At 62.6% G+C, this 25505-nt stretch carries 24 protein-coding genes; 8 read left to right on the forward strand and 16 right to left on the reverse strand.

Translation table 11 applies throughout. The features are described 5' to 3' along the window. Window positions 1–136 precede the first annotated feature (136 nt). Together GOX53_RS11420 and hemB are read right to left on the reverse strand one after the other, a co-directional pair. Entirely contained in the window at window positions 137–709 is a 573-nt protein-coding gene (locus GOX53_RS11420) for a YSC84-related protein (RefSeq protein ID WP_171176380.1), read from the reverse strand. Window positions 710–852: 143 nt separating this feature from the next. Continuing rightward, a complete protein-coding gene (gene hemB, locus GOX53_RS11425) occupies window positions 853–1851 on the reverse strand; it encodes a porphobilinogen synthase (RefSeq protein WP_171176382.1) in 999 nt (332 codons plus the stop codon). Between the two features lie 123 nt (window positions 1852–1974). Between hemB and GOX53_RS11430 the strand changes: the two genes are divergently transcribed. The 3 genes from GOX53_RS11430 to GOX53_RS11440 all read left to right on the forward strand — a co-directional run bounded on the left by GOX53_RS11430 (window position 1975) and on the right by GOX53_RS11440 (window position 7114). Then, window positions 1975–2499, forward strand: a complete 525-nt coding sequence (locus GOX53_RS11430) for a component of SufBCD complex (protein ID WP_171176384.1) — start codon at window positions 1975–1977, stop codon at window positions 2497–2499. Between the two features lie 21 nt (window positions 2500–2520). Next, window positions 2521–5979 (forward strand): transcription-repair coupling factor, encoded by a 3459-nt coding sequence (gene mfd, locus GOX53_RS11435; RefSeq protein ID WP_171176385.1) that lies wholly within the window; start codon window positions 2521–2523, stop codon window positions 5977–5979. 127 nt (window positions 5980–6106) lie between these two features. Beyond that, window positions 6107–7114, forward strand: coding sequence for a DUF3616 domain-containing protein (locus GOX53_RS11440; RefSeq protein WP_171176387.1), 1008 nt, complete (start codon window positions 6107–6109; stop codon window positions 7112–7114). Here GOX53_RS11440 and GOX53_RS11445 read toward each other — a convergent pair. The 5 genes from GOX53_RS11445 to GOX53_RS11465 all read right to left on the reverse strand — a co-directional run bounded on the left by GOX53_RS11445 (window position 7111) and on the right by GOX53_RS11465 (window position 12961). Beyond that, window positions 7111–7788 carry an SH3 domain-containing protein gene (locus GOX53_RS11445; RefSeq protein WP_171176389.1) on the reverse strand — a complete coding sequence of 226 codons (678 nt, stop codon included), beginning with the start codon at window positions 7786–7788 and terminating at the stop codon, window positions 7111–7113. The two genes, GOX53_RS11440 and GOX53_RS11445, sit on opposite strands and share 4 nt — an antisense overlap. Beyond that, window positions 7785–9449 carry a tetratricopeptide repeat protein gene (locus tag GOX53_RS11450; protein WP_171176391.1) on the reverse strand — a complete coding sequence of 555 codons (1665 nt, stop codon included), beginning with the start codon at window positions 9447–9449 and terminating at the stop codon, window positions 7785–7787. The genes GOX53_RS11445 and GOX53_RS11450 overlap by 4 nt, the downstream gene beginning before the upstream one ends. A 53-nt stretch (window positions 9450–9502) precedes the next feature. After that, window positions 9503–10711 (reverse strand): multidrug effflux MFS transporter, encoded by a 1209-nt coding sequence (locus tag GOX53_RS11455; RefSeq protein WP_171176393.1) that lies wholly within the window; start codon window positions 10709–10711, stop codon window positions 9503–9505. 76 nt (window positions 10712–10787) lie between these two features. Continuing rightward, the gene (locus GOX53_RS11460) at window positions 10788–11447 is read right to left on the reverse strand and encodes a DsbA family oxidoreductase (RefSeq protein ID WP_171176395.1); all 660 of its coding nucleotides are present in this window, start codon (window positions 11445–11447) and stop codon (window positions 10788–10790) included. After that, window positions 11444–12961, reverse strand: coding sequence for a class I adenylate-forming enzyme family protein (locus GOX53_RS11465; protein ID WP_171176397.1), 1518 nt, complete (start codon window positions 12959–12961; stop codon window positions 11444–11446). The genes GOX53_RS11460 and GOX53_RS11465 overlap by 4 nt, the downstream gene beginning before the upstream one ends. Before the next feature lie 65 nt (window positions 12962–13026). Here GOX53_RS11465 and GOX53_RS11470 point away from each other — a divergent pair, with 65 nt between their 5' ends. Next, entirely contained in the window at window positions 13027–13650 is a 624-nt protein-coding gene (locus tag GOX53_RS11470; RefSeq protein WP_171176399.1) for a helix-turn-helix domain-containing protein, read from the forward strand. 10 nt (window positions 13651–13660) lie between these two features. Here GOX53_RS11470 and GOX53_RS11475 read toward each other — a convergent pair whose 3' ends face one another. From GOX53_RS11475 to GOX53_RS11495, 5 genes are all read right to left on the reverse strand, one after another. Further along, window positions 13661–13882 carry a hypothetical protein gene (locus GOX53_RS11475; RefSeq protein ID WP_217351753.1) on the reverse strand — a complete coding sequence of 74 codons (222 nt, stop codon included), beginning with the start codon at window positions 13880–13882 and terminating at the stop codon, window positions 13661–13663. Between the two features lie 196 nt (window positions 13883–14078). Further along, window positions 14079–14738, reverse strand: coding sequence for an MIP/aquaporin family protein (locus tag GOX53_RS11480; protein ID WP_171176401.1), 660 nt, complete (start codon window positions 14736–14738; stop codon window positions 14079–14081). Next, entirely contained in the window at window positions 14735–15211 is a 477-nt protein-coding gene (locus tag GOX53_RS11485; protein ID WP_171176404.1) for an arsenate reductase ArsC, read from the reverse strand. Before GOX53_RS11485 ends, GOX53_RS11480 begins: the two co-directional genes overlap by 4 nt. Before the next feature lie 39 nt (window positions 15212–15250). Continuing rightward, on the reverse strand, window positions 15251–16075 hold the full coding sequence (locus tag GOX53_RS11490; protein ID WP_171176406.1) for a helix-turn-helix domain-containing protein: 825 nt from the start codon (window positions 16073–16075) through the stop codon (window positions 15251–15253). Window positions 16076–16107: 32 nt separating this feature from the next. Continuing rightward, window positions 16108–17922, reverse strand: coding sequence for an extracellular solute-binding protein (locus GOX53_RS11495; protein ID WP_171176408.1), 1815 nt, complete (start codon window positions 17920–17922; stop codon window positions 16108–16110). Between the two features lie 342 nt (window positions 17923–18264). Here GOX53_RS11495 and GOX53_RS11500 point away from each other — a divergent pair, with 342 nt between their 5' ends. Together GOX53_RS11500 and GOX53_RS11505 are read left to right on the forward strand one after the other, a co-directional pair. After that, a complete protein-coding gene (locus tag GOX53_RS11500; RefSeq protein WP_171176410.1) occupies window positions 18265–19038 on the forward strand; it encodes a 3-hydroxybutyrate dehydrogenase in 774 nt (257 codons plus the stop codon). A 71-nt stretch (window positions 19039–19109) separates the two neighbouring features. Further along, the gene (locus GOX53_RS11505; RefSeq protein ID WP_171176411.1) at window positions 19110–20135 is read left to right on the forward strand and encodes a patatin-like phospholipase family protein; all 1026 of its coding nucleotides are present in this window, start codon (window positions 19110–19112) and stop codon (window positions 20133–20135) included. A gap of 8 nt (window positions 20136–20143) precedes the next feature. On the opposite strand, the gene GOX53_RS11510 is transcribed toward GOX53_RS11505, so the two are convergent. The 3 genes from GOX53_RS11510 to GOX53_RS11520 all read right to left on the reverse strand — a co-directional run bounded on the left by GOX53_RS11510 (window position 20144) and on the right by GOX53_RS11520 (window position 22700). Then, a complete protein-coding gene (locus GOX53_RS11510) occupies window positions 20144–20821 on the reverse strand; it encodes a DUF502 domain-containing protein (protein WP_171176413.1) in 678 nt (225 codons plus the stop codon). Between the two features lie 74 nt (window positions 20822–20895). Then, complete coding sequence (locus GOX53_RS11515) at window positions 20896–21813, reverse strand: pseudouridine-5'-phosphate glycosidase (RefSeq protein ID WP_171176415.1); 918 nt, start codon at window positions 21811–21813, stop codon at window positions 20896–20898. Further along, entirely contained in the window at window positions 21810–22700 is an 891-nt protein-coding gene (locus GOX53_RS11520; RefSeq protein WP_171176416.1) for a PfkB family carbohydrate kinase, read from the reverse strand. Before GOX53_RS11520 ends, GOX53_RS11515 begins: the two co-directional genes overlap by 4 nt. 132 nt (window positions 22701–22832) lie before the next feature. On the opposite strand from GOX53_RS11520, the gene GOX53_RS11525 reads away from it, so the two are divergent. Next, window positions 22833–23972: a HupE/UreJ family protein gene (locus GOX53_RS11525; RefSeq protein WP_171176417.1), complete on the forward strand. Its 1140-nt coding sequence runs from the start codon at window positions 22833–22835 to the stop codon at window positions 23970–23972. A gap of 4 nt (window positions 23973–23976) precedes the next feature. Here the strand turns inward: GOX53_RS11525 and GOX53_RS11530 are convergent, their stop codons facing one another. Beyond that, window positions 23977–24597 carry a thiamine phosphate synthase gene (locus GOX53_RS11530; RefSeq protein ID WP_171176418.1) on the reverse strand — a complete coding sequence of 207 codons (621 nt, stop codon included), beginning with the start codon at window positions 24595–24597 and terminating at the stop codon, window positions 23977–23979. Window positions 24598–24759: 162 nt separating this feature from the next. Here GOX53_RS11530 and GOX53_RS11535 point away from each other — a divergent pair, with 162 nt between their 5' ends. After that, window positions 24760–25503 carry an RNA methyltransferase gene (locus GOX53_RS11535; protein WP_171176419.1) on the forward strand — a complete coding sequence of 248 codons (744 nt, stop codon included), beginning with the start codon at window positions 24760–24762 and terminating at the stop codon, window positions 25501–25503. The last annotated feature ends 2 nt before the right edge of the window (window positions 25504–25505 follow it).

The raw sequence follows: 25505 nt of genomic DNA on the forward strand, positions 1-25505 counted from the left end.
TCGGGATGCGAAAGAGGCACCGTGGCGTGATCTTTGCGCAAGGCGCTTGAACCGCGCCTACGGCGCCGTGCCTCCGGCGGGGATATTTGGGGCAAGAGGAAGGGGGCGGCGCGGTGTAGCGACCGCCCGAGGATCTTCAGGGGATGATGCGCGTGTACTTGATGCCTTCCAGCGTGGCGCCGACGCGCAGTCCGGCGCGTCCGAACACAGCGGCCAGAACCGGTGATCGCAGCGTGTTGGTATCGGCTGTCAACGAGTCGCCCTGATCGCTGACCACGTATTCCAGATCCGCGCCTGCGGTCCAGCCGCTGGAGCGGCGGAAGTTGTTCAGTGCGTCCTGCGTCATGAAAAACAACACATGCGCGTATTGCTGCGCGCCGATCTGCAGACCTGCGCTGCCGCTGACGGCCGAGTAGTAGTCCACGGTCACGCCGTTGATGCGCAGGGCGCCACGGCCATAGCTGCCGCCGAACACGAACCCTGCCTCGGTGACCAGCGGCATGACCAGCATGCCCGAGGCTTTCTCGGCGATCTCGATCGTGTTGGGATATTTGGAATACATCTCATTCAGCGTCGCATCGACACGGGCGTCGATGGTGGCTGCGTTGGAGTTGCCGACGCCGTTGCCGCAGGCGGCTGTAAAGCTCAGCCCGGCCATGCCCAAGGCAAAGCCGCGACGGGTCAGTCGGGGTGTTTGGGAACTGCTCATGTATCTTTTCTCTGTATATGTGCCTGATTGTGCCGGATTTGCCCGGTCTTGGTTGCAAGAATACGCCGAATGCGGCGGCCTGTCACGGGGAAGCTGCCTCTTTTCAGTCAGATATCAGCGGAAACTCGCGAGGATTTGAGGGCTCAGCCCTGCAGGATTCGCGCCACTGCGGGCGCAAAATATGTGAGCACCCCGTCGCAGCCCGCACGCCTGAAGGCCATCAGGCTCTCCAGCATCACTTTTTCACCGTCGATCCAACCATTCTGCGCCGCCGCTTGGATCATCGCGTATTCGCCCGAGACCTGATAGGCATAGGTCGGCGCACCGAACGTGTCTTTGGCCCGGAGGCAGATGTCGAGATAGGGCATCCCCGGCTTGATCATCACCATATCGGCACCCTCGGTCAGGTCGCGTTCGATCAGGCGAAGGGCCTCGTTCGTGTTGGCCGGGTCCATCTGATAGGTCTTCTTGTCGCCCGTCAGCGCGCCCGAGGCCCCAACCGCATCGCGGAACGGCCCATAAAAGGCGCTGGCATATTTGGCGGCGTAGCTGAGGATCATCACGTTGTGGTGCCCGGCGGCCTCCAGCGCTTGCCGCATGGCGCCGATACGTCCGTCCATCATGTCGCTGGGCCCGATGATATCCGCCCCGGCCTCGGCCTGGGCCAGCGTCATCTTCACCAGAGCCTCGACGGTGGCGTCGTTGACGATCTCTCCATCCACGACATAGCCGTCATGGCCGTTGATGTTGTAGGGATCGAGCGCCACGTCGGTCATCACCGCGATATCCGGTGCCGCTTCCTTGATCGCGCGGATGGCACGGTTGGAGAGGTTCTCGGGGTTCCAGGCCTCGGCGCAATCCTCGGTTTTCAAACTGGCGTCGATATAGGGAAAGATACAGATCGCCGGGATGCCGAGCGCCTGCGCCTCAACGGCTGCCTTGGCGATGAGGTCAACCGACCGGCGCACCACCCCGGGCATCGATGGCACGGGTTCCTCGATCCCCTCGCCATCACGCACGAAGATGGGCCAGATCAGGTCGTTCACGCTCAGCTCGTTTTCCCGCACAAGCGCCCGGATCGCCCCTGACTGCCGGGCGCGGCGAAAGCGGGCCTTGGGATAGGGGGCGATGGTCGGTTTCATGGCGCGCTCTCCTTGCACATTCGCGCATTGGGTGGCATGGATTGCGTTCGGCCTCAAGGGTACCAATAGCCGCGCGCGATGGGTAGAACGCAAAAGAGACCGTAAGACACAGGGGCAGGGTGCTTGGACTGGTATTCCTCGATTTTCGAACTGATCGACATGCGGAGCTTTTCCAACCTCTGGTATTGGATCGCTCTGGCCGTGGTCTGGTCGTCGGCCAGTCACTGGGTGCTCGGGGTTCCTTACGACATGATCCAGCGCGCCCGCAGGGTCGGCGGACAGGCCGAGGCCGATCTGTTGGATATCGTGCGCATCAACACCAACCGGCTGCTCTATATCGTCGAGGTGTCGGGAACGTGGTTGCTGGCGATTTCCTGTTTTCTGCTTTCGGGGCTTGCGATGCTGGGGTTCTACTACGGTATCGAGTTTGCCCAGGCGGTGTTTCTTCTTGCGTTTCCGATGTCCATTGTGGGGCTGTTGAATCTGTCTCTGGCCCGCAAACTCCGGGCAGCGGATGCGGAGCTTGATCCGATCGCAAAACTGCTGCTGCGCTGCCGGGTCTACACGCAATTGATCGGCATGGTGTCGATCTTTGTGACGTCGCTTTGGGGGATGTACCAGAATCTGGTGATTGGTCCGCTCGGCTAGGATTGAACTGAGGGCATGGTGATGACGGCTGCAAACCACGTAACGGTCGGTGGCGCCCCCGAGGGGTTTGACGCACAGCTGATCCTGAACGAGATCGCCCGCTCGGGCGGTCCGGTGGCCCATGTCGCCCGCGATGACAAGCGGATGGAGGCGATGCGGGCGGCGCTTTCCTTTTTCGCCCCCGATATGCCGGTCTTCGTGTTTCCGGGCTGGGATTGTCTGCCGTATGACCGAGTGTCGCCCAATGCCGATATCTCGGCGGCGCGGGTGGCGACGCTGGCGGCACTGGTGCACCAGATGCCACAGCGCTTCGTGCTGCTGACCACGCTCAATGCGGCGACCCAACGGGTGCCAGCGCGCGAGGTGCTGCGCGAGGCGGCCTTTACCGCGCGTGTCGATCACCGCATCGACGAAGAAGCGCTGCGCGCCTTTCTGGTGCGCATGGGTTTCAGTCAGAGCCCGACAGTGATGGAGCCCGGCGACTATGCGGTCCGGGGCGGCATCATCGACATCTACCCGCCCGGCGAAAGCGGCCCGGTGCGGCTGGACCTGTTCGGTGATGTGCTGGACGGCGCGCGGCGGTTCGATCCGGTTTCGCAGCGCACCACCGAGAAGTTGGAGGTGGTCGAACTGGCGCCGGTCTCCGAGGTCATTCTGGATGACGCGGCCATCACCCGGTTCCGCCAGAACTACCGCATCGAGTTCGGCGCGGCAGGTACAGACGATCCGCTTTATGAGGCTGTGAGTGCCGGGCGCAAGCATCAGGGGATCGAGCACTGGCTGCCGTTCTTCCACGAAAAGCTTGAGACCCTGTTCGACTATCTGCCCGATGCGACGATCACGCTGGACGATCAAGTGACGCCCGCCCGGTTGGCACGGTGGGAGAGCATTGCCGATCAATACGAGACACGGCGGCTGGCGTTGGAAAACCGTTCGCGCATGGATACGGTCTACAAGCCGACGCCGCCGGGGCTGCTCTATCTCGACGATGCGGCCTGGGAACAGGCGGTGGCCGACCGGCGGGTGCTGCGGTTCAACCCGTTGCCGCAGGCCTCGGGGCCCGGTGTCATCGATGCTGGCGGGCGGATCGGACGCAATTTCTCCCCCGAACGCCAACAGGAAAACATCAGCCTTTTTGGCGCTTTGGCGGATCATGTTAAGGACCGTCTCGACAAGGGGCCGGTGCTGATCGCCTCTTACTCTGAAGGTGCGCGCGAGCGTCTGACCGGCCTCATTGAGGATGAGGGACTGGCCGAGGCGATCCCGATCAGCGACGGCACCCGCATCGGCAAGCGCGGCCTGCATCTGGCGGTCTGGGCGTTGGAACACGGGTTCGAGGCGCCGGAGGTGACGGTGATCTCGGAACAGGACGTGCTGGGCGATCGGCTGATCCGTCAGCCCAAGAAGCGCCGCAAGGCCGAGAATTTCCTGACCGAGACCCAATCGCTCAGCCCCGGCGATCTGGTGGTGCATGTGGATCACGGCATCGGGCGCTATCAGGGCATGGAGGTGGTGACCGCCGCCGGCGCTGCGCACGAATGCTTGCTGCTGGAATATGCAGAGAACGCAAAGCTCTACCTGCCGGTCGAGAATATCGAGCTGTTGTCGAAATACGGCCATGACGAAGGACTTCTGGACCGTCTCGGCGGGGGCGCATGGCAGGCCAAGAAGGCCAAATTGAAAGAGCGCATTCGCGAGATGGCCGACCGGCTCATCCGCATCGCCGCCGAGCGTGCCTTGCGCAAGGCACCGATCATGGACCCGCCGCCGCATGCGTGGGAGGAGTTCAGCGCCCGCTTCCCCTATCAGGAGACCGACGACCAGCTGCGCGCTATTGCCGAGGTGATGGAGGATATGCATTCGGGTGCGCCGATGGACCGGCTGATCTGCGGCGATGTCGGGTTCGGCAAGACCGAGGTGGCAATGCGGGCCGCTTTTGTCGCCGCCATGTCCGGCGTGCAGGTGGCAATCGTCGCACCCACCACGCTGCTGGCCCGCCAACACGCCGCCTCATTCAAGGACCGTTTCCGGGGATTTCCGCTGGAGGTTCGCCAGCTCAGCCGCTTTGTCTCGGGCAAGGAAGCCCAGCAGACCCGCGACGGGCTCGCGCGCGGAACGATTGACATTGTGATTGGCACCCATGCGCTGCTTGCCAAGGGAATACGGTTCAATAATCTGGGCCTTTTGATCATCGACGAGGAACAGCATTTCGGCGTGTCCCACAAGGAACGGCTGAAACAGCTGCGCTCGGACGTGCATGTCCTGACGCTTACCGCGACTCCCATTCCGCGCACCCTTCAACTCAGCCTGACCGGGGTGCGGGACCTGTCGATCATCGGCACTCCACCCATCGACCGGCTGGCGATCCGTACCTATGTCAGCGAGTTCGACACCGTCACCATCCGCGAGGCACTGCTGCGTGAACACTACCGGGGCGGGCAGAGTTTTTACGTGGTGCCACGTATCTCGGACCTGCCCGAGATCGAGGAATTCCTGAAAGATCAGCTGCCGGAGCTGACTTACGTCGTCGCCCATGGCCAGATGGCGGCGGGTGAGCTCGATGACCGCATGAACGCCTTTTATGACGGCAGGTACGACGTGCTGCTGGCCACGACGATTGTGGAAAGCGGGCTGGATATTCCGACGGCGAACACGATGGTGGTGCATCGGGCGGATATGTTCGGGCTGGCGCAGCTCTATCAGATCCGGGGTCGGGTTGGGCGCTCGAAAACCCGTGCCTATGCCTATCTGACCACCAAGCCCCGCGCGCGCCTGACGCCCGCTGCCGAGAAACGTCTGCGGGTGCTGGGCTCGCTTGATACGCTGGGGGCGGGGTTCACGTTGGCGTCGCAGGATCTTGATATTCGCGGCGCAGGTAACCTGTTGGGCGAAGAACAGTCAGGCCAGATGCGCGATGTGGGTTATGAGCTTTATCAGTCGATGCTGGAAGAGGCGATTGCCAAAATTAAAGCCGGTGAGATGGAGGGGCTGAGCGATGCCGACGACCAATGGGCGCCGCAGATCAATCTGGGTGTGCCGGTCCTGATCCCCGAGGATTACGTGCCCGATCTGGATGTGCGTCTGGGGCTCTATCGCCGTCTGTCCTCGCTTTCAACCAAGGTCGAGTTGGAAGGATTTGCCGCCGAACTTATTGACCGGTTTGGCACTTTGCCGAAAGAGGTGAACACCCTGATGCTGGTCGTGCGCATCAAAGCCATGTGCAAGCGGGCGGGCATTGCAAAGCTGGATGGCGGGCCGAAGGGCGCGACCATTCAGTTTCACAATGACAAGTTTGCCTCGCCGCAAGGGTTGGTCGAGTTCATCCAGAACCAGCGTGGGCTTGCGAAGGTCAAGGACAACAAGATCGTTGTGCGCCGCGACTGGAAAAAGGACAGCGACAAGATCAAGGGCGCTTTCGCCATCGCCCGCGATCTGGCGGAAAAAGTGCTGGCCGAGCGAAAGGCGTCCAAAACGGCGTAGCCGCATGTCGGTTTTGACGAAATTGAGCCCGCGCGCCGCGGGCCTCGTCTTGGCGCGGCGGTGCGCCAGACCCGAGATCATGCTATGATTGGCAAATCCCTCGCTCAATGGATCGAAGGAAATTCTAATGCGCGTATTGCTTGTAAGCCTATTATTGGTCTCCTTTTCCGTCTTCGCAGAGCCGCCCACTGCGCTGAAAACAATCGGGATTTTCGAAGAGTATGATGAGAAAGACGGCGAGGTTGTTCTGGGCGCTTCGGTCAATGTCAGCGGTGCGGTGTGCATGGAGACCGGGCCGTGCTTTGCCGTGGCCGACGAAGGAAGATTTGCGCAGGTCTTCGCGCTGGAGAATGACCGCATCACCATCGGGCAGCGGCTCTATCTGGCCGAGACCAAGGACAAGCCCAAAAGGGAACTCAGGGATTTCGATCTCGAAGGTCTGACGGCGACGGGCAACACTCTTATCGCCGTGGGCTCACACTCGCGCGGTCGCAAAAGCTGCAAATCGCCGGATCGCAGCCTAAGGATTTTCTGGGGCGAGGTAACAGGAGATCTGATCGGCACTCGGCAACCGCTGACAGATCGGCCTCAGTCTCTGGAGCCATTGTTCGAGCAGTTTGAGACACTGGAGCAATCGTTCGATCAACCTCTTCAGAAAAATGGCTTGAATATAGAAGGGATTGCAGCGCGAGGTTCAACCATATTAGTCGGTTTCAGGGCACCATTTACCAGCGAGAGCAGCGCAAGCGTTCTGGTTGCCGAGTTCACTTTGGATGCGCTGGAAAACGGTGATTTTTCGGGTGCGCAGTTGCATCATGTGGCCGTTGATGGGCCGCCGGGGCGCGGAATTCGCGGGATGGAAGCTGTGGGTGACGAGATGATCCTTTTGATCGGAGATTCGGGTGTGGGAGCAGGCAACAAAGCCATTTGCGACCAACCCAGCCCGCATCGGGTTGGAGAGTTTTCAGTTCATCGCTGGACACCAGGACAACTGACCGCCGAGGCAGTCATGACGTTGGATTTGCCGGACGAAGATTGGAAGGCCGAAGGCATTCTGCCGATGGGCGACGAGGGCGTTCTGATCTTCTTTGACGGCCCGCCAAATGGCGCGCCGCATTTCTACGAATTCCCCTAGTCGCCGGTGACAAAGGTGCAAAGCTGCCACTTACCGTCCGGCGATTTGGCCAGAGCGGCGCGATAGCCCACCATCGACCAAAGAAAGTCGCGATGCATGTAGCCGTTGGTGCCATCGGTCAGCTTGACTTTCTGGTATTCGGCATCCGGGTTATACGCGTCGATCAGCACCACCTCATGGCTGATCAAGTCCAGAATTCGGGCATCGGCACTGGGGTCGGCGCGCAGGGTCACACGGGTGCCGGTCACAAAATAGGCGGTGAAGGGATCGACCGAGGCGGGCAGGCGGATTTGCCATTGGAACGGCATCCAGAACTCGCCCTGATCGTCGAAATAGCCCGGGGCCGACAGGGTATCTTGCAGGGCGGTCCAGTAGGCGTCGCGCATCTCGTCGGCCTGATCGCGGAATTCATCGGCCAGCGTTTCAGGAGGCAGGGTCAGGTTGTGGCGCAACTCGTCCGGGCCGCCATCGCCACCATGGCTCAGGTAGATATCGGGGCAGGCGGCGGCAACAACTGCGTCGATATCCCGCGCGGCGACGCCCGCGAGAAGCCCCCTGCGGAACTCCACCAGTGACGGGTCGCGGTCGCCCTGATCCACCGGCCTCAGGGAGAGGCGTTCTGCCTGCGCGGGCAGGGCGGCGAAGGTGAGGGCCAGTAAGGCAATAAGTCTCATTCAGCAGCCTTCATCGCGGCCTGAGCGCAGAAGCATGAGGCACCGACGGCGCGGTCGGCCCGGGCCAGTGCAAGATCCAGCCGCTGTTTGATCTGGACGATTTCGACCGTATCATTGCGGGCCTTCAGGCAATCGTGCAAGCCTTTGAGAGACCAGACATTATCCGGGTGAACCGTGGCGCGGCCGAGCTGACCGCCAAGGCCCAGATCCTCGCGATAGACCGCTTCGGCCTCGGCCACGTGACCCTGTTCGAAGAGTAACGCCCCCAGCGCGTGACGGGCGGGCTGCATCCAGCCCCAGGGCTCGTCATAAGGCAGCGTGTCGTCCAGTTCGACAGAGCGGCGCAGATGGGCAAAGGCGGTGTCGTAGTTGCCCTTGCGGTACTCGATTTCGCCTCGCAGCATTTCCTGGCCGATGGCCAGCAGGTCGACCACCCGGTTGTTATGCAGCAGCCGTGTGTCGGGCACGCGCTCCTTGGCGGCGAGAAAGTGCTGCTCTTCAGCTTCGGCCTCCTCCACCCGTCCTGTCGCGGCAAATCCGATGGCACGGGCATAGTGCGTCGTGGCGGTAACCGTGCGGTAGAGGTCGGGGTCCTCGGGCAATTCCAGCGCCATCGCCTCGTCCCAGCGTCCGAAGCGGATCAGGATATGCGGGCCCATCGCCATGTAGCTTTCGAAGAAATCGGCCATGGGTGGGCTTTCGATGCGCAGCATGTCCTCGGGCGTGGTGTCCCAGATGCCCTGATTGGCGTGCAGGGCCGGTTCCATCTGACCCAGAAACAGCGCGCCATAGATGACGAAGTGATAATCGTGTTGGCGGTAGCCGGTATAGATGTTGAACGCGCCCTCGCGCTCGTAATATTTCAGATCCGCCTCGATGGCTTTCTGGTTCCAGTGCACCACGTTCTGGTATTGACCACACAGCACGTCGATATGGGTCGGCATATGCACCAGATGCCCGGCATCAGCCACCAAAGTGCGCAGCACATCCCCCGCTTTCAGTGCCTTTTCGGGGGTGGGCGACATCTCCATCAGGTGGACATAGAGATGCAGCAGGCCCGGATGCGACATGGCCGCTGGGTCGTTTTGCATTGCGGTTTCAAGCACTTCCTGCGTCTCAAGCGTGGCTGCGCCCTCGGCTGGTTTGCCCGCAGCCAGATCCCACATCTTCCACGGTGTCAGATTCAGCAGGCTTTCGGCATAGACGCTGCGCAGATCCAGATGCCGGGGCTGCTCGGCAAAGGCGGCGCGCATGGCGTCGGCGAAGTCATAGTCCCAGGCGTGCATGCCTTCGGCCAGATCACGCTGCGGGTAGCGGGCAGGTAGGGCACGGATCAGGGCCTGTTCCACCGGAGTGCAGAACTCGACCAACGCCAGCGCCTCTTGCGTGGCGTCATAGGCCCGGGCCAGCGCCTTGGCGCGGCCCGAGGCATCGAACAGCGCCCATGGCATGTTGTAATTGGGGCCCATCGCATAAGCGATGCCCCAATGGGCCATGGCGCAGCCGGGATCGTGTTCCAGCGCCCGTTCAAAACAGCGCACTGCTTCGTCATGGTTGTAGCCATAGGTCCAGATCAGGCCGCGGTCGAACCACATCTGCGCGGTATCGGACCGGGTGGTGACGGGGCAGGTATGGCTGCCGAGATCGTAGTAATCGCCCATGGAATCTCTCCCCTCTCGCGGGAGAGTAGGCGATTCCGGGCCGCCGGGACAGGTCAGGCGGGCAAGCGCGCCTCAATCCGGCCCATATGCAGCATCAGCGCAAAAGCCAGCACGCACATGGTCAGCACGCCCGACGTCAAAGGCGTCAGCGAGCCGTCGAAGAGCAACCCGACGGGGGCTGCGATGGCAGCAGCCAGCACGGTCGAGATCGCGCCGATGACCGAGGCGGCCATGCCGGCGATATGGCCCATCGGTTCCATCGCCATGGCGTTGAGGTTGCCTAGCGTGGTGCCCGCCATGAAAAAGATCGAGGTCTGCCAGGCCACGAACACGGCAAAGGACGCAGCCGCCGACAGCTCCAGCCCGTTGAGCGTGATCACGGTCGAGGTGATCAGGATCTGCGCGCCCAACGTCCATGTTACCATCCGGCGCATGCCCACGCGCACGACGACGGCAGCATTCAGCAGGCTGGCGGAACCCGATATCAGCGCCACGAAACCGAACCAGAACGGAAAACTGCCGGCTCGGTCGTAGATCACGTCATAGACCGGCTGCACCATGGTCAGCATGGTGAACAGCGTGCCCATGCAGAGCGTCTGCACCATGATCGACAGGCGCACGGTGGGATGGCTGAACATCTCATGCACCGCGCCCAGCATCAGCGGCAGCCGGATCGGGCGCCGGTTTTCGCGCGCAAGGGATTCGGGCAGGCGCAGGCCCATCCAAATGACCGAGATCAGAGAGAACAGCATGAACGAGACGAAGATAGCCCGCCATCCCGCAAAAGCGATCACACCCGCCCCCAGCATTGGAGCCGCGGCGGGAACGAGGGTGAAAATCATCATCGCAATCGAGATGATCCGCGCCATTTCCCGCCCCGCATAAAGGTCGCGCACGATGGCCATCGCCACCACGCGCGGACCCGCCGCGCCCAGACCCTGAGCGATCCGCGCTGCCAATACCAGTTCCAGTGAGGAACTGGCCCAGGCCACGGCCGAGGCCAGGATATAAAGGCTCGCGCCCGCATAGATAACCGGCTTGCGCCCGAAGGCGTCCGACAACGGTCCGGTGAAGAAGGTGCCAATCCCCATGCCCAGCACGAACGACGTCAGAATCAGCTGTGCCCGGTTCACGTCATCGGGGCTAAGCTGCGCGCCAATCTCGGGCAGCGCAGGCAGCATCGAGTCGATCGAAAAGGCAATCGTGGCGAACATCATTGCGATGAGCGCAATGAATTCGCCCTTGGACATGCGGTTTGCCATTGGGGTCTCCTTACCCGCTCGCGCTATCACGCACAGAAGGGTGGGGCCAGACGGAATTTCCGCACAGAACTCTGTGCTAATCTGCAGATGAAGTCTCGACATGAGACATGATTTCGCCAATCACCTTTTGCCAAAGCTCCGGCGGTTGCGCGCCCGGAACAGCGTGCTGATTGGCGACGATATAGGTGGGGACCGAGTTCACGCCCATCTGCCGGGAATGGGCATCGCGGTTGCGGATGTCCTCGCGGTCGGCATCGGATTTGAGCAGTTTCAGCACCACGGCAGCGTCCATGCCGATGCCGTCGGCGATATCGGCCAGAACCTCGTGATCGCCGATATCGCGCGCCTCGACGAAATAGGCTTGGAACAGGGCGTCGACGGCTTCGTCCTGCTTGCTTTCGATCCCGGCCCAATGGATCAGCCGGTGGGCGTCCAGCGTGTTGGGCGTGCGCTTCATGCCTTCGAAGTCGATGCTCAGGCCAGCGTTTTCGGCATGCTCGACCACCGGTGCATAAGCCTTCACCGCGCCGTCCTTGCCGCCGAACTTGCGTTCGAGATACTCACGCCGGTCCATGCCCTCGGCGGCCATATCCGGGTTCAGCTGAAACGGATGCCATTCAATGACGAAGGGATGGTTTGGCACCGCCGCCAGCGCCTTGTCCAGATGGGTCTTGCCGATATAGCACCAGGGGCAGATCGGGTCGGACAGGATATCGAGTTTGACGGAATGGGTCATTCGGACAGTGCCTTGAAACAGGCCGGCAGGGCCCGGCGCAGGAGTTTTCCGTTGCCGCCCATGGGAAGCGCGGGCAGGTGGATGAAGGCGCGCGGCTGTTTGTAACGCGCCAGGTTGGCCTCCACATAGGTCCGCAGCGCGGCCTCGTCCAGTTTTTCCGGTCCGGTGTAAAAGGCGGCGATGATCTGAGTGTCCTGTTTCACCTCAATCGCCGCCGTGCCCACCTGCGTGACGCCGGGATAACGGGCCAGCACAGCCTCGACCTCGACAGGCGAGACGCGGTAGCCGCCCGCGTTCATCATGTCGTCATCGCGGCCCAGATAGGTGATCTGCCCGTCGACTGCCATCGCGCCCTGATCGCCGGTCAGGAACCAGTCGCCTTGCATCCGTGCCTCGGCCTCGTCGGGCGCGTTGAGATAGGTGAGCATCAGCCCGGGATCGTTGCGGTGGATGGCGATGGTGCCCTCGGCACCCTGCGGGACCGGGCCATCAGGGCCGAGAATGGCCACCTTGCGGCCCGGTTGCGGCTGTCCCAGCGCCTCGCCGCGCGCCGGATGCGCGGGGCTCGACGATATGAAGGTCGAGCATTCCGACATGCCATAGGCCTCGTACAGCTCGGTTCCGGTGCCTGCGGTCCAGGCCTCGTGCAGGTGGCGTGAGAGCTTTTCTCCGGCGCAGAGCCCGTGGCGCAGGTCGGGCAAGTCCAGCCGTTCATGATCCTGCAACATCTTGCGGTAAACCCCCGGAGCGGCTGCGAAAATCGTGGCGCGGTGTTGGCGCAGCAGGTCGGGCAGGGCGGCGATATCGGTACCGGGTTCGGGGATCAGGGCGGTGGCGCCGATGGTCCAGGGGTCCATCAGCCCGGTGCCCAGCGTGTAGGTCCAGTTGAACGCGCCCGCATGGCACAGCCGGTCCTGTTCGGTCAGCCCGTACCAGCCATCTACCATCATCTGCCGCGCCCAGATCGCGCGATGGGCGTGGGCCACGGCGCGCGGCTTGCCCGACGTGCCGGACGTATAGACCACATATCCCATCCGGTCCGGATCACCCATGTTGTAGTCGGCGGGTGGCAGCGCCCGCATTGCGTGCAGCTCCTCCAGCCCGATCTGGCGCGGGTGATCGGCACAGGCCACCGCAGGGTCGCGCAGGATGGCAGCGGGGGCCAGATCGGCGATCATTTTGGCGGTCTCAGGTTCGGTCAGCTGCGATGAGGTCGGCACGGGCACGATCCCAGCGGTGATCGCGCCCAGATAGGCGATGGGGAACTCGACCGTATTCCCGAGCCGCATCAGCACAAGGTCTCCGGTGAGCAAGCCTGCCTGAAGGAGACCGGTGGCGGTGCCCCGGATGGCCGCTTCGAGCCGCGCATAGCTCCAATCGTCCGAGCCGCCAGGGCTAAGCACCGACAGCGCCACCTTGTCGGGCAGCGCGGCGGCGTGGCGCATCACATGAGCGGCCAGGTTGAATGGCGCGGGGCAGCGCGGCGGCGGGCCTTGGTCAAAGATCGACAGCATGCGCTTTGGCTAGCGCGGCGGCCAGTGCGTTGCAAGCGGGGTCCTGCGGCCCTATAGAAAGGTGCATGAATAACAGCGACGCGAAATCCCTGATCCATATCGCCCGTAACAACGGGACCGAGACCGAAGTTGAACCGCTGGATCTGGGTATGCGCGTTCGCGAACTGCGCAAGGCGCGCAACTGGACGTTGGAACAGGCCGCGACACAGGCGGGACTGGCCCGCTCGACATTGTCCAAGATCGAAAACGGGCAGATGTCACCCACCTACGATGCGCTGAAGAAGCTGGCGGTCGGGCTGCAGATCTCGGTGCCGCAGCTCTTCACGCCGCCGCAGCGCGATCAGGTCATCGGCCGCATGTCGGTGACCAAATCGGGTGCCGGTACCGCCCACGCCACCGCCACCTACGAACATGAGTTGCTGGCGGAAACCCTGACCAAAAAACAGATGCTGCCGTATCGGGCCCGGGTGCGGGCCCGTTCGATGGATGAGTTCGACGGCTGGGTACGCCATGATGGCGAGGAATTTCTGTATGTCCTGACCGGGGTGGTTCGGCTTTTCACGGAATTTTATGAGCCGGTCGAAATGCGCCGGGGCGACAGCGCTTATTACGATGGCTCGATGGGCCACAACGTCATCTCGGTCAGTGACGAGGACGCAACGATCCTGTGGGTGACGTCTCTGACGTGAAGTAAAGGGCTTAGCTGTCCAACTCGCGGCTGAGCGATTCAGTGAACAGAAAATCCTCAAGCTCTTCGCGGGCTTCGGTGACGGTCAGGTGATGGCGCTCGGCCAGATAAGCCTCGAACCGCTGGCGGTTCTGCTTGACGAAGGGCATGTCACTGTCGCGGAGATTCGGAAATCTCATCTTGGCCCGCGCGTATGACGTGGACCAATCCTGAGTCAGATCTGACCAGTTCATTATCACTGAGCTTTCCCTCGAGTGGCCTTCGGAAACGCTCCCCCTCCAAACTTAGGTTAAGAAATATGGCGCTTTCATGATGACTGGACATAATGTCGCAGGCTCAAAAGATGAGTTTTCGGGGGTCGAATCGCCCGTTGCGGGTGTTTCGCAACGGGCTTGCGGACCTGACTGTGAGTGAGTGGTCGTCGGTCCGTTATTCCTGATGTGTGAACAGCCAGTTCAACACGATGTGCCCGATGAACACGGCGATAATCTGCATCGCGATGAACATCAGGATATGAGCAGGGTTAATGCCTGCGAACGTATCCGTAAAGCCTCTTGCGATGGTTACCGCCGGATTCGCGAAACTTGTGGAGGACGTGTACCAGTAGGCGCCGGTGATATAGAGGCCTACAAGAGGTGGTACAGCGTCCGGTTTGTGCCGAATTCCGCCGAAAATCACGAAAAGCAGGCCAAGTGTGGCGATAATCTCGGAAAACCACTGATGGGCGCCGGTGCGGTGCATGGTGGTAGAGCTTTGCAGAATCGGCAGGTCGAACATGAAGTGCGAAGCCCAGACGCCGATGATGCCGCCTGCGATCTGGCACAGCATGTAAGGCGGCACCGCTGACCACGCATGCTCGCCCCGCAGAGCGAAGGCCAGCGTGACGGCGGGGTTGAAATGCGCGCCCGAGACCGGGCCCAGCGTGGTGATGATCGCATAGAGCATGCAGCCGGTGGCGATTGCGTTGGCCAGAAGCGCCAGCGCGACGTTTCCGTCCGACAGCGTGTCGGCCATGATGCCCGAGCCCACAACCCCGATCAGCAGGAAGGCGGTGCCGAGGAACTCGGCGAAGTATTTGCGGGGGCTCATGCAAGATCTCCGATGCGCTTGAGATGGGCCGCAAGTTCGGCGGGCGGCATGGTTTCGATGGGCAGCTCCAGCAGGGCGCTGGCGCGGCGGTGCAGGATGTCGTGGGCGGTGCGGAAGGTGGCCTCCCACTCGGATTCGGCAGCGGCCGCAGGGTCTTCGACGCCCCAATGGGCGCGCATCGGCGTGCCGGGCCAGACCGGGCAGGTCTCTTCGGCGGCCGAGCCGCAGACGGTGATCACCATGTCCATTTCCGGCGCATCCTCGGCTGCGAACTCATCCCAGCTTTTGGACCGGGCCGCGCTGGTGTCGTGCTCTTCCTCCGCCAGCAGCTTCAGCGATTGCGGATGCACCTTGCCGGTGGGGTTGGAGCCTGCGGAAAAGGCTCGGACGCGGCCTGCGCCCTCATGGTTGAAGATCGATTCCAGCAGGATCGACCGCGCCGAGTTCCCGGTGCAGAGAACGAGGATGTTCATTTCAGTGTCCCTTGATGTGTTTTTTGCTGTTCGGTCCGATCACTCGGCAATCCGGCCGATGTTATCCACCTTGTGCTGCAGCGAAATGCGGTCGAGCGTCTCGAACGGCAGGCTGACAAAGGCGGCGATGCGGTTGCGTAGAAGGCCATAGGCCTGCTGAAAGGCGAGGTGTTTCTGGGCCTCGGTTCCTGTCGCCTTGACCGGGTCCGGCAGGCCCCAATGGGCGCTCATCGGCTGGCCGGGCCAGGCCGGGCATTCCTCGTTCGCGGCATGGTCGCAGACGGTAAAGACAAAATCCATTTTCGGCGCGTCGTCGCCCGAGAATGCATCCACCGATTTCGATTTCAGTTCGGAAATGTCGTGGTCCTTGGAGGCCAGCAGCTCCAGCACCTCCGGGTGAGGGCCAGCCGAGGGCGCGGTGCCGGCGGAATAGGCGTTGAACAATCCGGCGCCTTCCTTGCGCAGGATGGCCTCGGCCATGATCGAGCGGGCGGAATTGCCGGTGCAGATGAATAGCGCGTTCAGGGTGCGGTCCTTGGCAGTCATAACGGGGTCTCCGGACGTGGTCTGGCAAAGGTCGGGGCGGTTCTGGCAGCACTCGCCCAACAGCCCGCCAAACAGGTCACGGACCTCGGGCAGGTTGGCGGTGTAGTGCAGCGAGGTGCCCAGGCGGGTCTGCGCGATCAACCCCGCCTGTTTCAGCGTGTTGAGGTAGGTGGAGGTCGTGTTGGGCTTCAGCGCCAGCGCCTCGGCGATGTGCCCGGCGGGCACCGAATCCGGATAGCGCCGCATCAGTAAGCGGAACAGATCCAGCCGCTTGGGGTGCGCAAGGGCGCCGAGTTTGTCATGCAGTTCTATTTCCATATTTCGTGAAATATGGAAATATCACGTAGCCGTCAATCCTGATACCACCAGACATCGGGCATGTATTGCGGCCCGTCACCATAGATCGGCAGGTAGTCGGGGAATTTCAGCTCCTTGGCATGGGCGATGCGGCCCACATCGAAGCTCCAGATCGGGATCACGTAGCGGCCCGAGGTCAGCACCCGGTCCAGCGCCCGTGTGGCGGCCTGAAACTCTTCGGGCGTCTCCGAGGCCAGCATGGCGTCGATCATCGCATCGGCAGCGGGCGAGGCCACGCCCATCAGATTGCGCGTGCCCGGTGTTTCGGCCACGTCGCTGCCCCAATATAGCCGCTGTTCGTTGCCCGGAGACAGCGATAACGCGCGGCGGAACGGGGTCAGGTCGAAATCCAGCTCGCTCACTCGGCCCGTATACTGGGCGTCATCGACTTTGTCGGTGGTGACACCAATACCCAGACGCTCCAACGCGCGGGCATAGATCTCAACCACCGTTTCCATCTCGGCATCGCCTTGGCGGAGCAGGAAGGTCACGTTGAGCGTCTGACCATCTGCGTTCGTGAGGTGGTCGTTCTGGATGGTCCAGCCGGCACCAGCCAACACCTTTGCCGCCTTGCGCAGGTTCTTCCGGTTGCGGGCCGAGCCATCGCCTTCGGGCAGGGCATAGCCCTCAAGCGCGCCCGGCAGAAGCTGATCCGAGAACGGCTCAAGCAGCGCGCGCACCGCGCCCTCGGCTGGGCCGGGGCGCATGGCCAGGTCCGAGCCCGAGTAGTACGAAGTGATCCGGGGTTGCGCCCCACCAGTGACCGTGTCGTTGATGAACTCGAAGTTGAAGGCCAGCATCAGCGCCTCGCGCACGTGCCAGTCGTCAAACGGGGCCTTGCGGGTGTTCATGACAAACCCGGTCATGCCCGAAGGTTTGCCGTGCGGAATCTCGGTCCTGATCACATCGCCGCGCGTCGCGGCGGGAAAATCGTACTGCTTCTGCCACTTCTCGGCGTTGAACTCACGCACTGCCGTCAGTTCGCCTGCCTTGAACGCTTCGAACAACACGGTCTGGTCGCCGTAGAACTCGATCCGCATCTCGTCGAAATTCATCGTGCCCCGGCGAAACGGGACATCGGCGCCCCAATAGTCCGGGTTGCGGGTCAAGGTGACGAACCGGCCCGCCTCGTAATCGGTGACCACGTATGGCCCCGAGCCGACCGGCACGTCCTGCAGCGGGGCATTGGCAAAATCCTTGCCCTCCCACTGCGACTTTTTTAAGATCGGGCGCATTCCGGCGATTAGCGCCAACTCACGATCGGCCTCAGAAAAGGTGATGCGGACTTTGCGCGGGCCGGTCTGTTCGATACTGCCGATCTTGGACCAGAGCCCGCGATAACGGATATGGCCCTGCGTCCCCAGCGTCTCATAGGACCAGATCACATCGTCGACCGTGACCGGGCTGCCATCAGAGAATCGGGCCTCTTCCCGCAGGGTGAACTCGACCCATGAGCGGTCCTCTGCCGTCTCGACCGATTCGGCCAGCAGACCATAAAGCGTGAAGGGTTCGTCCCAGGACCGGCCCATCAGGCTTTCATGCGGCCAAAAGCGCAACTGCCAGGGAACCGTGCCTTTCTGCACGAAGGGATTGAGGCTGTCGAAGCCGCCCGTGTTGCCGAACACAACCCGTCCGCCTTTTGGCGCGTCAGGGTTGGCGTAAGGCAGAGACACAAAATCCGGTGGCAGGGCGGGCTGGCCATACATAGCTATGCCATGCGCCGATTCTGCCTGCGCATTTGTGACGCACAAAACTGCGGTGATTCCCGCAAACACTAGACGAATGGGGTGGAAAAGATCCGCTCGCATTTTGGCACCAATTCTGCTCAGGCCTTATTTTGTTGAGGATCATCGTAGCGATGGTTTTCCGTATTTTCAAACTTTTAGCTTGGATGCCGCAGCGGAATTGCGTATAAAGGGTGCACTGCTCGATAGGTTTCTTGCCTGTATGAAACCTGCCTCAATAACTTAACGCCCGCTTCGTGCGGGCGTTTTTTTGTCCACAGGTCCGGCCGGCCGAAAGCAGCGGGCGGCACCGGTTCCAGGGCAGATGTGCGCGGTGAGCCACCCGCCCGGCGTTTCCCCGTTTCCTTTGCAGGTGCAGCATGGCACTGTTTGCGCAAATCGGAAAATCACTTTGGGAGAGCCTCCATGTCCTTGTCGGGAAAAACTGCAATCGTCACCGGATCGAATTCGGGTATCGGTCTGGGCATCGCCTGGGAAATGGCCCGGGCGGGTGCCGATGTGGTGCTGAACTCGTTCACCGACCGGGACGAGGATCATGCGCTGGCTGCGCAGATCGCGGACGAGACCGGAGTGGCCGCGCGCTATATCAAGGCGGACATGTCAAAGGGCGAGGAATGCCGGGCGCTGATCGAACAGGCCGGTGCCTGCGATATCCTGATCAACAATGCCGGTATTCAGCATGTCTCGCCCATAGACAGTTTCCCGGTCGACAAATGGGATGCAATCATCGCGATTAACATGAACTCGGCCTTCCACACCATGGCCGCCGCGCTGCCGATGATGCGTGCGGCCGGGTGGGGGCGGGTGGTCAACATCGCCTCGGCCCATGGCCTGACCGCCTCGCCCTATAAGGCGGCCTATGTGGCGGCCAAGCACGGTGTGGTCGGCATGACAAAGACCGTCGCGCTGGAGACCGCGCAGGAGCCAATCACCTGCAACGCGATCTGCCCCGGCTACGTGCTGACCCCGCTGGTCGAGGCGCAGATCCCCGACACCATGAAGGAATACGGCATGAGCCGCGAGGACGTGATCAAGAACGTCATGCTTGAGCGGCAGCCGTCCACGGATTTCGCCACTGTCGAGCAGCTGGGCGGCACTGCGGTGTTTTTGTGCTCGGATGCGGCGGCGCAGATCACCGGAACGACGATTTCTGTCGATGGTGGCTGGACGGCGCTTTGAGGTGAAGGTTGTCGTGGGGGCGCTGCCCCCACACCCCCGGGATATTTGAAAACAGAAGAAGGGGTGGGGTCGTGAAAAGCATCAATCTTGCACTTCAAGGGGGTGGCGCACACGGGGCGTTTACGTGGGGGGTGCTGGACCGGCTTCTGGATGAAGACGATGTCGAGGTGGCCGCGATCTCCGGCACTTCGGCGGGGGCGCTGAACGGGGCCGCGTTCAAGGTAGGTATGGTCAAGGGCGGGCGTGAGGGCGCGCGTGAGAACCTGCGCCGGCTTTGGGAGCGTATGGGCGCCATCGGTGACATGCGCATCGCCAACTGGATGCGCGGGTTGGAACCGGCGCAGATCGCGCAGGCGATCGAGTATTCGCTGCCGTTTTCCATGGCCGACGCCTGGTCGCGGATGGTGTCGCCTTATGCCTATGGCCCGTTCTACAGCAACCCGCTGGAATCGGTGGTCGAGCGGTTCGATTACGAGGGGGTCTGCGCCGACGCGGGGCCGCGGCTCTTCGTCTGCGCCACCTGTGTGCGCACCGGCAAGATCCGCATCTTTACCCGCGACGAAATCACGACGGATGCGATTCTGGCCTCGGCCTGTTTGCCGACACTGTTTCAGGCGGTCGAGATCCACGATCCGAAATCTGGGCGGACCGAGGCCTATTGGGATGGCGGCTACACCGGCAATCCGGCGCTGTTTCCCTTGTTCAATGAGGGGCTGCCGGACGATGTGGTGATCGTCAACATCAACCCGTTGGAACGCGATGAGATCCCGCGCACGCCGCAGCAAATTCAGAACCGGATCAACGAGATCGGCTTCAACTCCTCGCTGCTGCGCGAACTGAGGGCGATCAGCTTCGTGCAGCGGCTGCTAGACTCGGGCAAGTTGCAGAAAGGTGAGATGAGTCGGGTGCTGGTGCACATGATCGCCGATGACGATCTGATGAATTCCCTGTCGGTGGCGACCAAGCTGGTGCCGACGCCGGTGGTTTTGACCCGGCTGAAAGAGGCCGGGCGCGCGGCGGCCCACGGTTTCCTACGCGATCACAAATCCGATCTGGGGGAACGTGGCACCGTCGATCTGGCGGCGATGTTCAACTGACGCCTGGGTTACTCGGGCGGCTGGGTCGGGTCTTTTTCGTTCGGGTAGACCAGCCCGGCCGATATCACCAGTTTGGCCGCATCTTCAATGGACATGTCCAGCAGGATGATATCCTCGGCCGGAAAGAACAGCAGGAAGCCAGAGGTCGGGTTTGGAGTCGTGGGGACAAACACGCTCATCAACTCGCCACTGGTCTCCGCACGCTCGCTAACCTCGCCCTTGGCGGTGGTCGAGATAAACCCAATGGCCCAGATGCCCCGGCGCGGGTACTGGATCAGGCAGGCCTTTTCGAACGAGCGTTCGGTTTGCGCGAACACTGTCTCGGAAATCTGCTTGATGCCGGAATAGACCGAGCGAACTACCGGCATTCGGTCCACCAGACCTTCAGCAAAATGGATCAGTGAGCGTCCGATGATGCCCTTGGCGATCCAGCCGACAATGACGGTGAAGACCAGGAAGAAGACAACACCAACGCCACGCAGGTTGATGCCGATATACTGCTCGAGCCGGAACTGATGCGGCACCAACGGCAGCACCACGCCGTCGATCCAGCCGACGACGGACCAGATCAGCCACACGGTCAAACCCACCGGAGCAATGACGACGATCCCCGTCAGGAATGACGCGCGCAGGCCGGCAAAAAGGCCCGGGCGGCGGTGGGGTTCTTCGTCGAACGGCGTGTTCATGGCAGGTCCGTGTGGTTTGCTGAACTAGTTAGGCAGTTTGGGGCGCCGGTACAATAGGCGCGGCGCCCGTCCTGTCACGCCCCGCGCCGCGTGCACAAGGCTTGGGCAATCCGGGCCGCCAGCCGCGCGTTGTTTCGCACTAGCGCGATATTGGCGGTCAGCGAGCGGCCTTCGGTGCGTTCGAAGATTCGTTGCAGCAGGTAGGGGGTGACCGCCTTGCCGGTGATGCAATGGGTGGCCGCATCCCGCTGTGCCTCAGCAATGATCGGCGCCAATTCGGTGGCCGGAATCTGGTCGGCCTCGGGGATCGGGTTGGCGACCAGCTGACCGCCCGGCAGGCCCAATTCGCGGCGCATGGCGTGGGCGCGGGCGATGTCTTCGGCACTGTCCATTCGCAGAGGCGCCTTCAGCGGCGATTGTGCCGACCAGAAGGCGGGGAAGGCGTCCTGGCCATGGGCGATGACGGGAACGCCGAGCGTTTCCAGCACCTCCAGCGTCTTGGCCAGGTCGAGGATCGCCTTGGCGCCCGCAGCCACCACAGTCACCGGGGTCTGTGCTAGTTCGTGTAGATCGGCGGAGATGTCGAACGAGGTTTCGGCCCCCTGATGCACCCCGCCAATGCCGCCGGTGGCAAACACCTCGATCCCGGCATGGCGCGCGGCGATCATGGTGGCGGCGACGGTGGTGGCGCCGGTGCCGCCGGTGGCAAGGCAGGCAGCCATGTCGGCGCGCGACAGTTTGGAAACGCCATGGGCCTGTCCCAGTTGCGCCAACTCCTCGGGTTCCAGCCCGACATGCAGGCGCCCCTCGATCACGGCGATGGTGGCCGGGGTCGCGCCCGCATCGCGGATGTCCTGCTCGACCTGTGCGGCTACCTCGACATTCTGGGGATGCGGCATCCCGTGGGTGATGATTGTGCTTTCCAGCGCGACGATGGGCTGGCCCGCGTCCCTGGCGGCGCGGACTTCGGTCGAGAATTGCAGGTCGATCACAGTGGGGTCTCTCCGGAAACATAAGTGGCGGCGGCGTGGAGGGCGCGGGTCAGCGCCTCGTCCCTGTCGGCGCCGCGAGCTTCGGCGGCGATATGGGCCGCCATGAAAGTGTCGCCTGCGCCGGTCACCCGTGTGACCAGAACGGAGGGCGGGGTTTGGGTCAACAGGCCTTCGGCACTGGCCTCGGTGGCGGATTTGCCGCCATCGGTGACCAGCACCCGCAGCGCGCCGCGATCTAGCAAGCCCCGCGCGGCACTCGCGGAATCGTCGAATTCGCATTGGTAGAGCAGCCCGGCCTCTTCGAGGTTGACATAAAGCGTGGCGCGCCTGTGCTTGAGAAAGGGCAGCAGGCGTTCCGCCTTGCCGGGCGAGGCCGGGGCGACCCGCAGATCGGCCCGGGCAAAGGCTGGGCTTTGCGCGATCTCTTCCAGCAACGACAGGGTCAGGTTGCCGTCGAGCGCGATGGGGCCATCGAACGGCGTGTTTTTCGAGCCAAGCGGCCCTTCAACCAGCGGTCGCAGGATCTTGGCGCCCGCAGCCTCGAGCGAATGCGCATCCGCGATGGCGGCAATCAGGCCGTTGGCGCCCTCGACTGCCATGTAGCGGTCGGTGGGCAGGTCTTCCGAGCGGTAGATATGGCTGATCTCCATGCCCAGTTGCTCGCAGGCATGGACCAACTCGTCCCCTTCGGCGTCACGGCCAATGGCGGTCAGCAGGGTCGGCGTCATGCCGAATCGAACCAGCGTCATGGCGATGTTCATGGCAACGCCGCCGGGCAGGCGGGTGATGCGGCCCGGCACGTCCGAGCCCTGCCGCATATGGCTGGCGGACCGGCCGATCACGTCCCAGAGGACCGAACCGATGCAGAGGATGTCCGTGGTACTCATGGCTTTCTCTTGCCCCAGCTTCGCGGGCGGCGCAAGCGCGCGGTGGCCGATACCGCCAATGGGCGTCTTTCGACTTGATACCAACGCCCATCGCACCGAAACTTGCGCCACAGGCAGGACAGGAGCAGGCGGATGTTGGGCAGGTCAGACCGTGCCGGGATCATGCGGCGGCTGGTGCTGTTTGTCGATTTATGGCTGCTGGCAGGTGCGGTGGCTGCGCATGAGGTGACACCGACCGTTGCTGATCTGAGCGTTAAGGACGGTCAGGTGCGGCTGGAACTGCGGATGAATGCCGAGGCCTTTCTGGTCGGGATCGATCTGGACCGGACACAAGACACCGCCAACTCGGAGCAGGCCGGAGAATATGGTGCTTTGCGTGCTACGGCTGCGCCCGAGATGGAAACTCGCCTGCGTGACTTCGCCGTGGACTGGGTGGATAAGCTGAGTCTTGAAGCCGAAGGTCCGGTGTCGCTGTCCTATGAGGGCGCGCGCATCCCTGTCGTGGGTGATATCGGCGTGGCACGAGTGACGCAGATGCTGCTGACCGGCAACTTGCCCGACGGCGCGCGCAGCCTGACCCTGACATGGCCTGCCGGCGCCGGGGTTCTGATCCTGCGCCAGCAGGGGGTCGAGGCGCCCTATACCGGCTATCTGCAAGGGGGCGACACCAGCCCGGCGATCCCGATTGATGGCGGTGCTTCCCTGCCGCCGCGTGAATTGTTCCTGACCCATTTCCGCGACGGGCTGGCGCATGCTTTCGCGGGCGGGGGGAAACACGTCCTGTTCGTGCTGGCGCTGTTCTTCCTGAGCGCCCGGGCGCGGCCGCTGATCATGCAATTCGGCGCGTTTCTCGTCGCCGATTTCGCCGCCATCTTTCTGAGCGTGGGTGGTGGGGCGAAGGTTGCTCCAATGTTGGCCACTCAGGTGTTTTGGGGCGCTGTCGTGCTGCTGGCGGCGGAGAACCTGGTGACCCGAAACGTCAGCCTTTGGCGGGTGCTGGTCATTCTGCTGGCGGGCGGTCTGCATGGTCTCGGTGCTGCGGGGCTCTTGTCCGAGGCGGGAATGGCGCCCTCGCAATTGCTTCCGGCGCTCGCCGGATTCAGTTCGGGTATCGAAGCCGCGCAGTTGATAGTGCTCGGCGTGATGCTCAGCACTATCGGGCTATGGCTTCGCGACACACACTGGTACCGGGGCCGGATCGCGGTTCCGGCCTCATTGGTGATTGCGATTGTTGCCGGGTACCAGTTGGCTGGGCTGCTGGAGTTGATCTGAGCGTTCAGGTCATTGCCGCACGCAGTTTTGTCAGAGTGGTCAGCGGATCTTCGGTCGACCAGATCTCATCCCCGATGCCGAAGAAATCGGTATGCGGCGTCAGGCTGCGCACCAGATCCTGGGTTAACCCGCCTTCGGCTACCACCGGCACCTCGATCATCTCGGACCACCATTGGAACAAGCCCGCCCCGGCGGTGGTGCCGTCGCCCAGCGCGGTGCTGCCGACCGGGCCGAAAGCGACATAATCGGCCCCGGCCTCGCCTGCGGTCATGCCATCATGACTGGAAGCGCCGCAGAAGCTGCCGACGATGGCATCCGCGCCCAGTTCCTTGCGGGCGGCGCGGACCGAGCGGGCGGCGTCGTCCAGATGCACGCCATCCAGCCCCAGACGCTGCGCCATCAGCACGTGGTTTGCGATCACCAACGCCACGTCGCGGGCATGGGCCACCTCGCGGCAGGCATCGGCCATACGGGCGATGTGATCCTCGTCACTGCTGGCCAGCGCCAGCCGGATGCAGGCGATTTCAGCCCCGTCGAGGACGCGGGCGAGCTGATCGGGAAATGCCTCGGGCTCGATGGCCGGAGGGGTGATGAGATAGATCTGCGGCTGCTCGGGGGTGTCCATCTGCGGGTCCTTGGCGTTGGTCTTTGGCGCGGTTTAGCGGATTGCGCGGGGAATGGAAACTTTTTGCCTCCGGCGGAGATATTTGGGGCAAGAGGAAGGGGGCTGTGGGTTGCCCAATGCGCATGTGGCGATTAGAGCAGGCGGGATTTTCGGAGTTAAAACATGCCCAGAGACAGAGCTCAGCCCTCATTCGTCCTTGTGCGCCCGCAGATGGGCGAGAATATCGGTGCCGCCGCCCGGGCGATGTGGAATTTCGGGCTGGACCGGATGCGGATCGTGGCGCCTCGCGACGGCTGGCCAAACCCCAAGGCGGTGGCGATGTCGAGCGGGGCGGGGCGGCTGTTGGACGAGGCGCAGTTGTATGACGATCTGGCCGGGGCATTGTCGGACCGCACCTATGTCTTTGCCACCACGGCGCGGCAGCGGGGGCTGACCAAGCCGGTTTATAGCCCGGAACGCGCGATGCAGATCGCGGCTGAGAAAGTGGCGGCGGGGGAGCAGGTGGCAGTGCTCTTTGGCCCCGAGCGGGCCGGGCTGGAAAACGAGGATATCGCCAAGGCCAATGCCATTATCTCGGTACCGGTGAACCCGGAATACGCGTCGCTAAACCTCGGGCAATGCGTGTTGCTGACGGCCTATGAGTGGATGCGGCGGTCCGGCGACGTGGTGCATGAGGCGACTGATCTGGGCCGGGGCGACTGGGCCACGGGCGTCGAGGTAGAGAAGCTGGTGGAGCATTATGAGGACCGGCTGGAGGAGGCCGGGTTCTTCTACCCGCCGGAAAAGGCCGAGGGGATGAAGCTGAACCTGCGCAACCTTTGGTCGCGGATGCGGATGACACGCGCGGACGTGCAGATGCTGCACGGGATCATGCGGCAGATGGTCCGTTGGAAGGACAAAGGCTGACG

Source organism: Ruegeria sp. HKCCD8929, assembly GCF_013031405.1.
Taxonomy (GTDB): domain Bacteria; phylum Pseudomonadota; class Alphaproteobacteria; order Rhodobacterales; family Rhodobacteraceae; genus Ruegeria.

Bases quoted from the DNA above. Each gene is read 5' to 3' on its own strand.
- GOX53_RS11530 (WP_171176418.1), bottom strand. From the start codon at position 24,597: ATGGACACCCCCGAGCAGCCGCAGATCTATCTCATCACCCCTCCGGCC.
- GOX53_RS11520 (WP_171176416.1), bottom strand. From the start codon at position 22,700: ATGAGTACCACGGACATCCTCTGCATCGGTTCGGTCCTCTGGGACGTG.
- GOX53_RS11440 (WP_171176387.1), top strand. From the start codon at position 6,107: ATGCGCGTATTGCTTGTAAGCCTATTATTGGTCTCCTTTTCCGTCTTC.
- GOX53_RS11480 (WP_171176401.1), bottom strand. From the start codon at position 14,738: ATGAGCCCCCGCAAATACTTCGCCGAGTTCCTCGGCACCGCCTTCCTG.
- GOX53_RS11485 (WP_171176404.1), bottom strand. From the start codon at position 15,211: ATGAACATCCTCGTTCTCTGCACCGGGAACTCGGCGCGGTCGATCCTG.
- GOX53_RS11475 (WP_217351753.1), bottom strand. From the start codon at position 13,882: ATGAACTGGTCAGATCTGACTCAGGATTGGTCCACGTCATACGCGCGG.
- GOX53_RS11490 (WP_171176406.1), bottom strand. From the start codon at position 16,075: ATGGAAATAGAACTGCATGACAAACTCGGCGCCCTTGCGCACCCCAAG.
- GOX53_RS11455 (WP_171176393.1), bottom strand. From the start codon at position 10,711: ATGGCAAACCGCATGTCCAAGGGCGAATTCATTGCGCTCATCGCAATG.
- GOX53_RS11495 (WP_171176408.1), bottom strand. From the start codon at position 17,922: ATGCGAGCGGATCTTTTCCACCCCATTCGTCTAGTGTTTGCGGGAATC.
- GOX53_RS11500 (WP_171176410.1), top strand. From the start codon at position 18,265: ATGTCCTTGTCGGGAAAAACTGCAATCGTCACCGGATCGAATTCGGGT.
- GOX53_RS11445 (WP_171176389.1), bottom strand. From the start codon at position 7,788: ATGAGACTTATTGCCTTACTGGCCCTCACCTTCGCCGCCCTGCCCGCG.
- GOX53_RS11535 (WP_171176419.1), top strand. From the start codon at position 24,760: ATGCCCAGAGACAGAGCTCAGCCCTCATTCGTCCTTGTGCGCCCGCAG.
- GOX53_RS11470 (WP_171176399.1), top strand. From the start codon at position 13,027: ATGAATAACAGCGACGCGAAATCCCTGATCCATATCGCCCGTAACAAC.
- GOX53_RS11460 (WP_171176395.1), bottom strand. From the start codon at position 11,447: ATGACCCATTCCGTCAAACTCGATATCCTGTCCGACCCGATCTGCCCC.
- GOX53_RS11525 (WP_171176417.1), top strand. From the start codon at position 22,833: ATGTTGGGCAGGTCAGACCGTGCCGGGATCATGCGGCGGCTGGTGCTG.
- GOX53_RS11465 (WP_171176397.1), bottom strand. From the start codon at position 12,961: ATGCTGTCGATCTTTGACCAAGGCCCGCCGCCGCGCTGCCCCGCGCCA.
- GOX53_RS11420 (WP_171176380.1), bottom strand. From the start codon at position 709: ATGAGCAGTTCCCAAACACCCCGACTGACCCGTCGCGGCTTTGCCTTG.
- GOX53_RS11510 (WP_171176413.1), bottom strand. From the start codon at position 20,821: ATGAACACGCCGTTCGACGAAGAACCCCACCGCCGCCCGGGCCTTTTT.
- GOX53_RS11450 (WP_171176391.1), bottom strand. From the start codon at position 9,449: ATGGGCGATTACTACGATCTCGGCAGCCATACCTGCCCCGTCACCACC.
- mfd (WP_171176385.1), top strand. From the start codon at position 2,521: ATGACGGCTGCAAACCACGTAACGGTCGGTGGCGCCCCCGAGGGGTTT.
- hemB (WP_171176382.1), bottom strand. From the start codon at position 1,851: ATGAAACCGACCATCGCCCCCTATCCCAAGGCCCGCTTTCGCCGCGCC.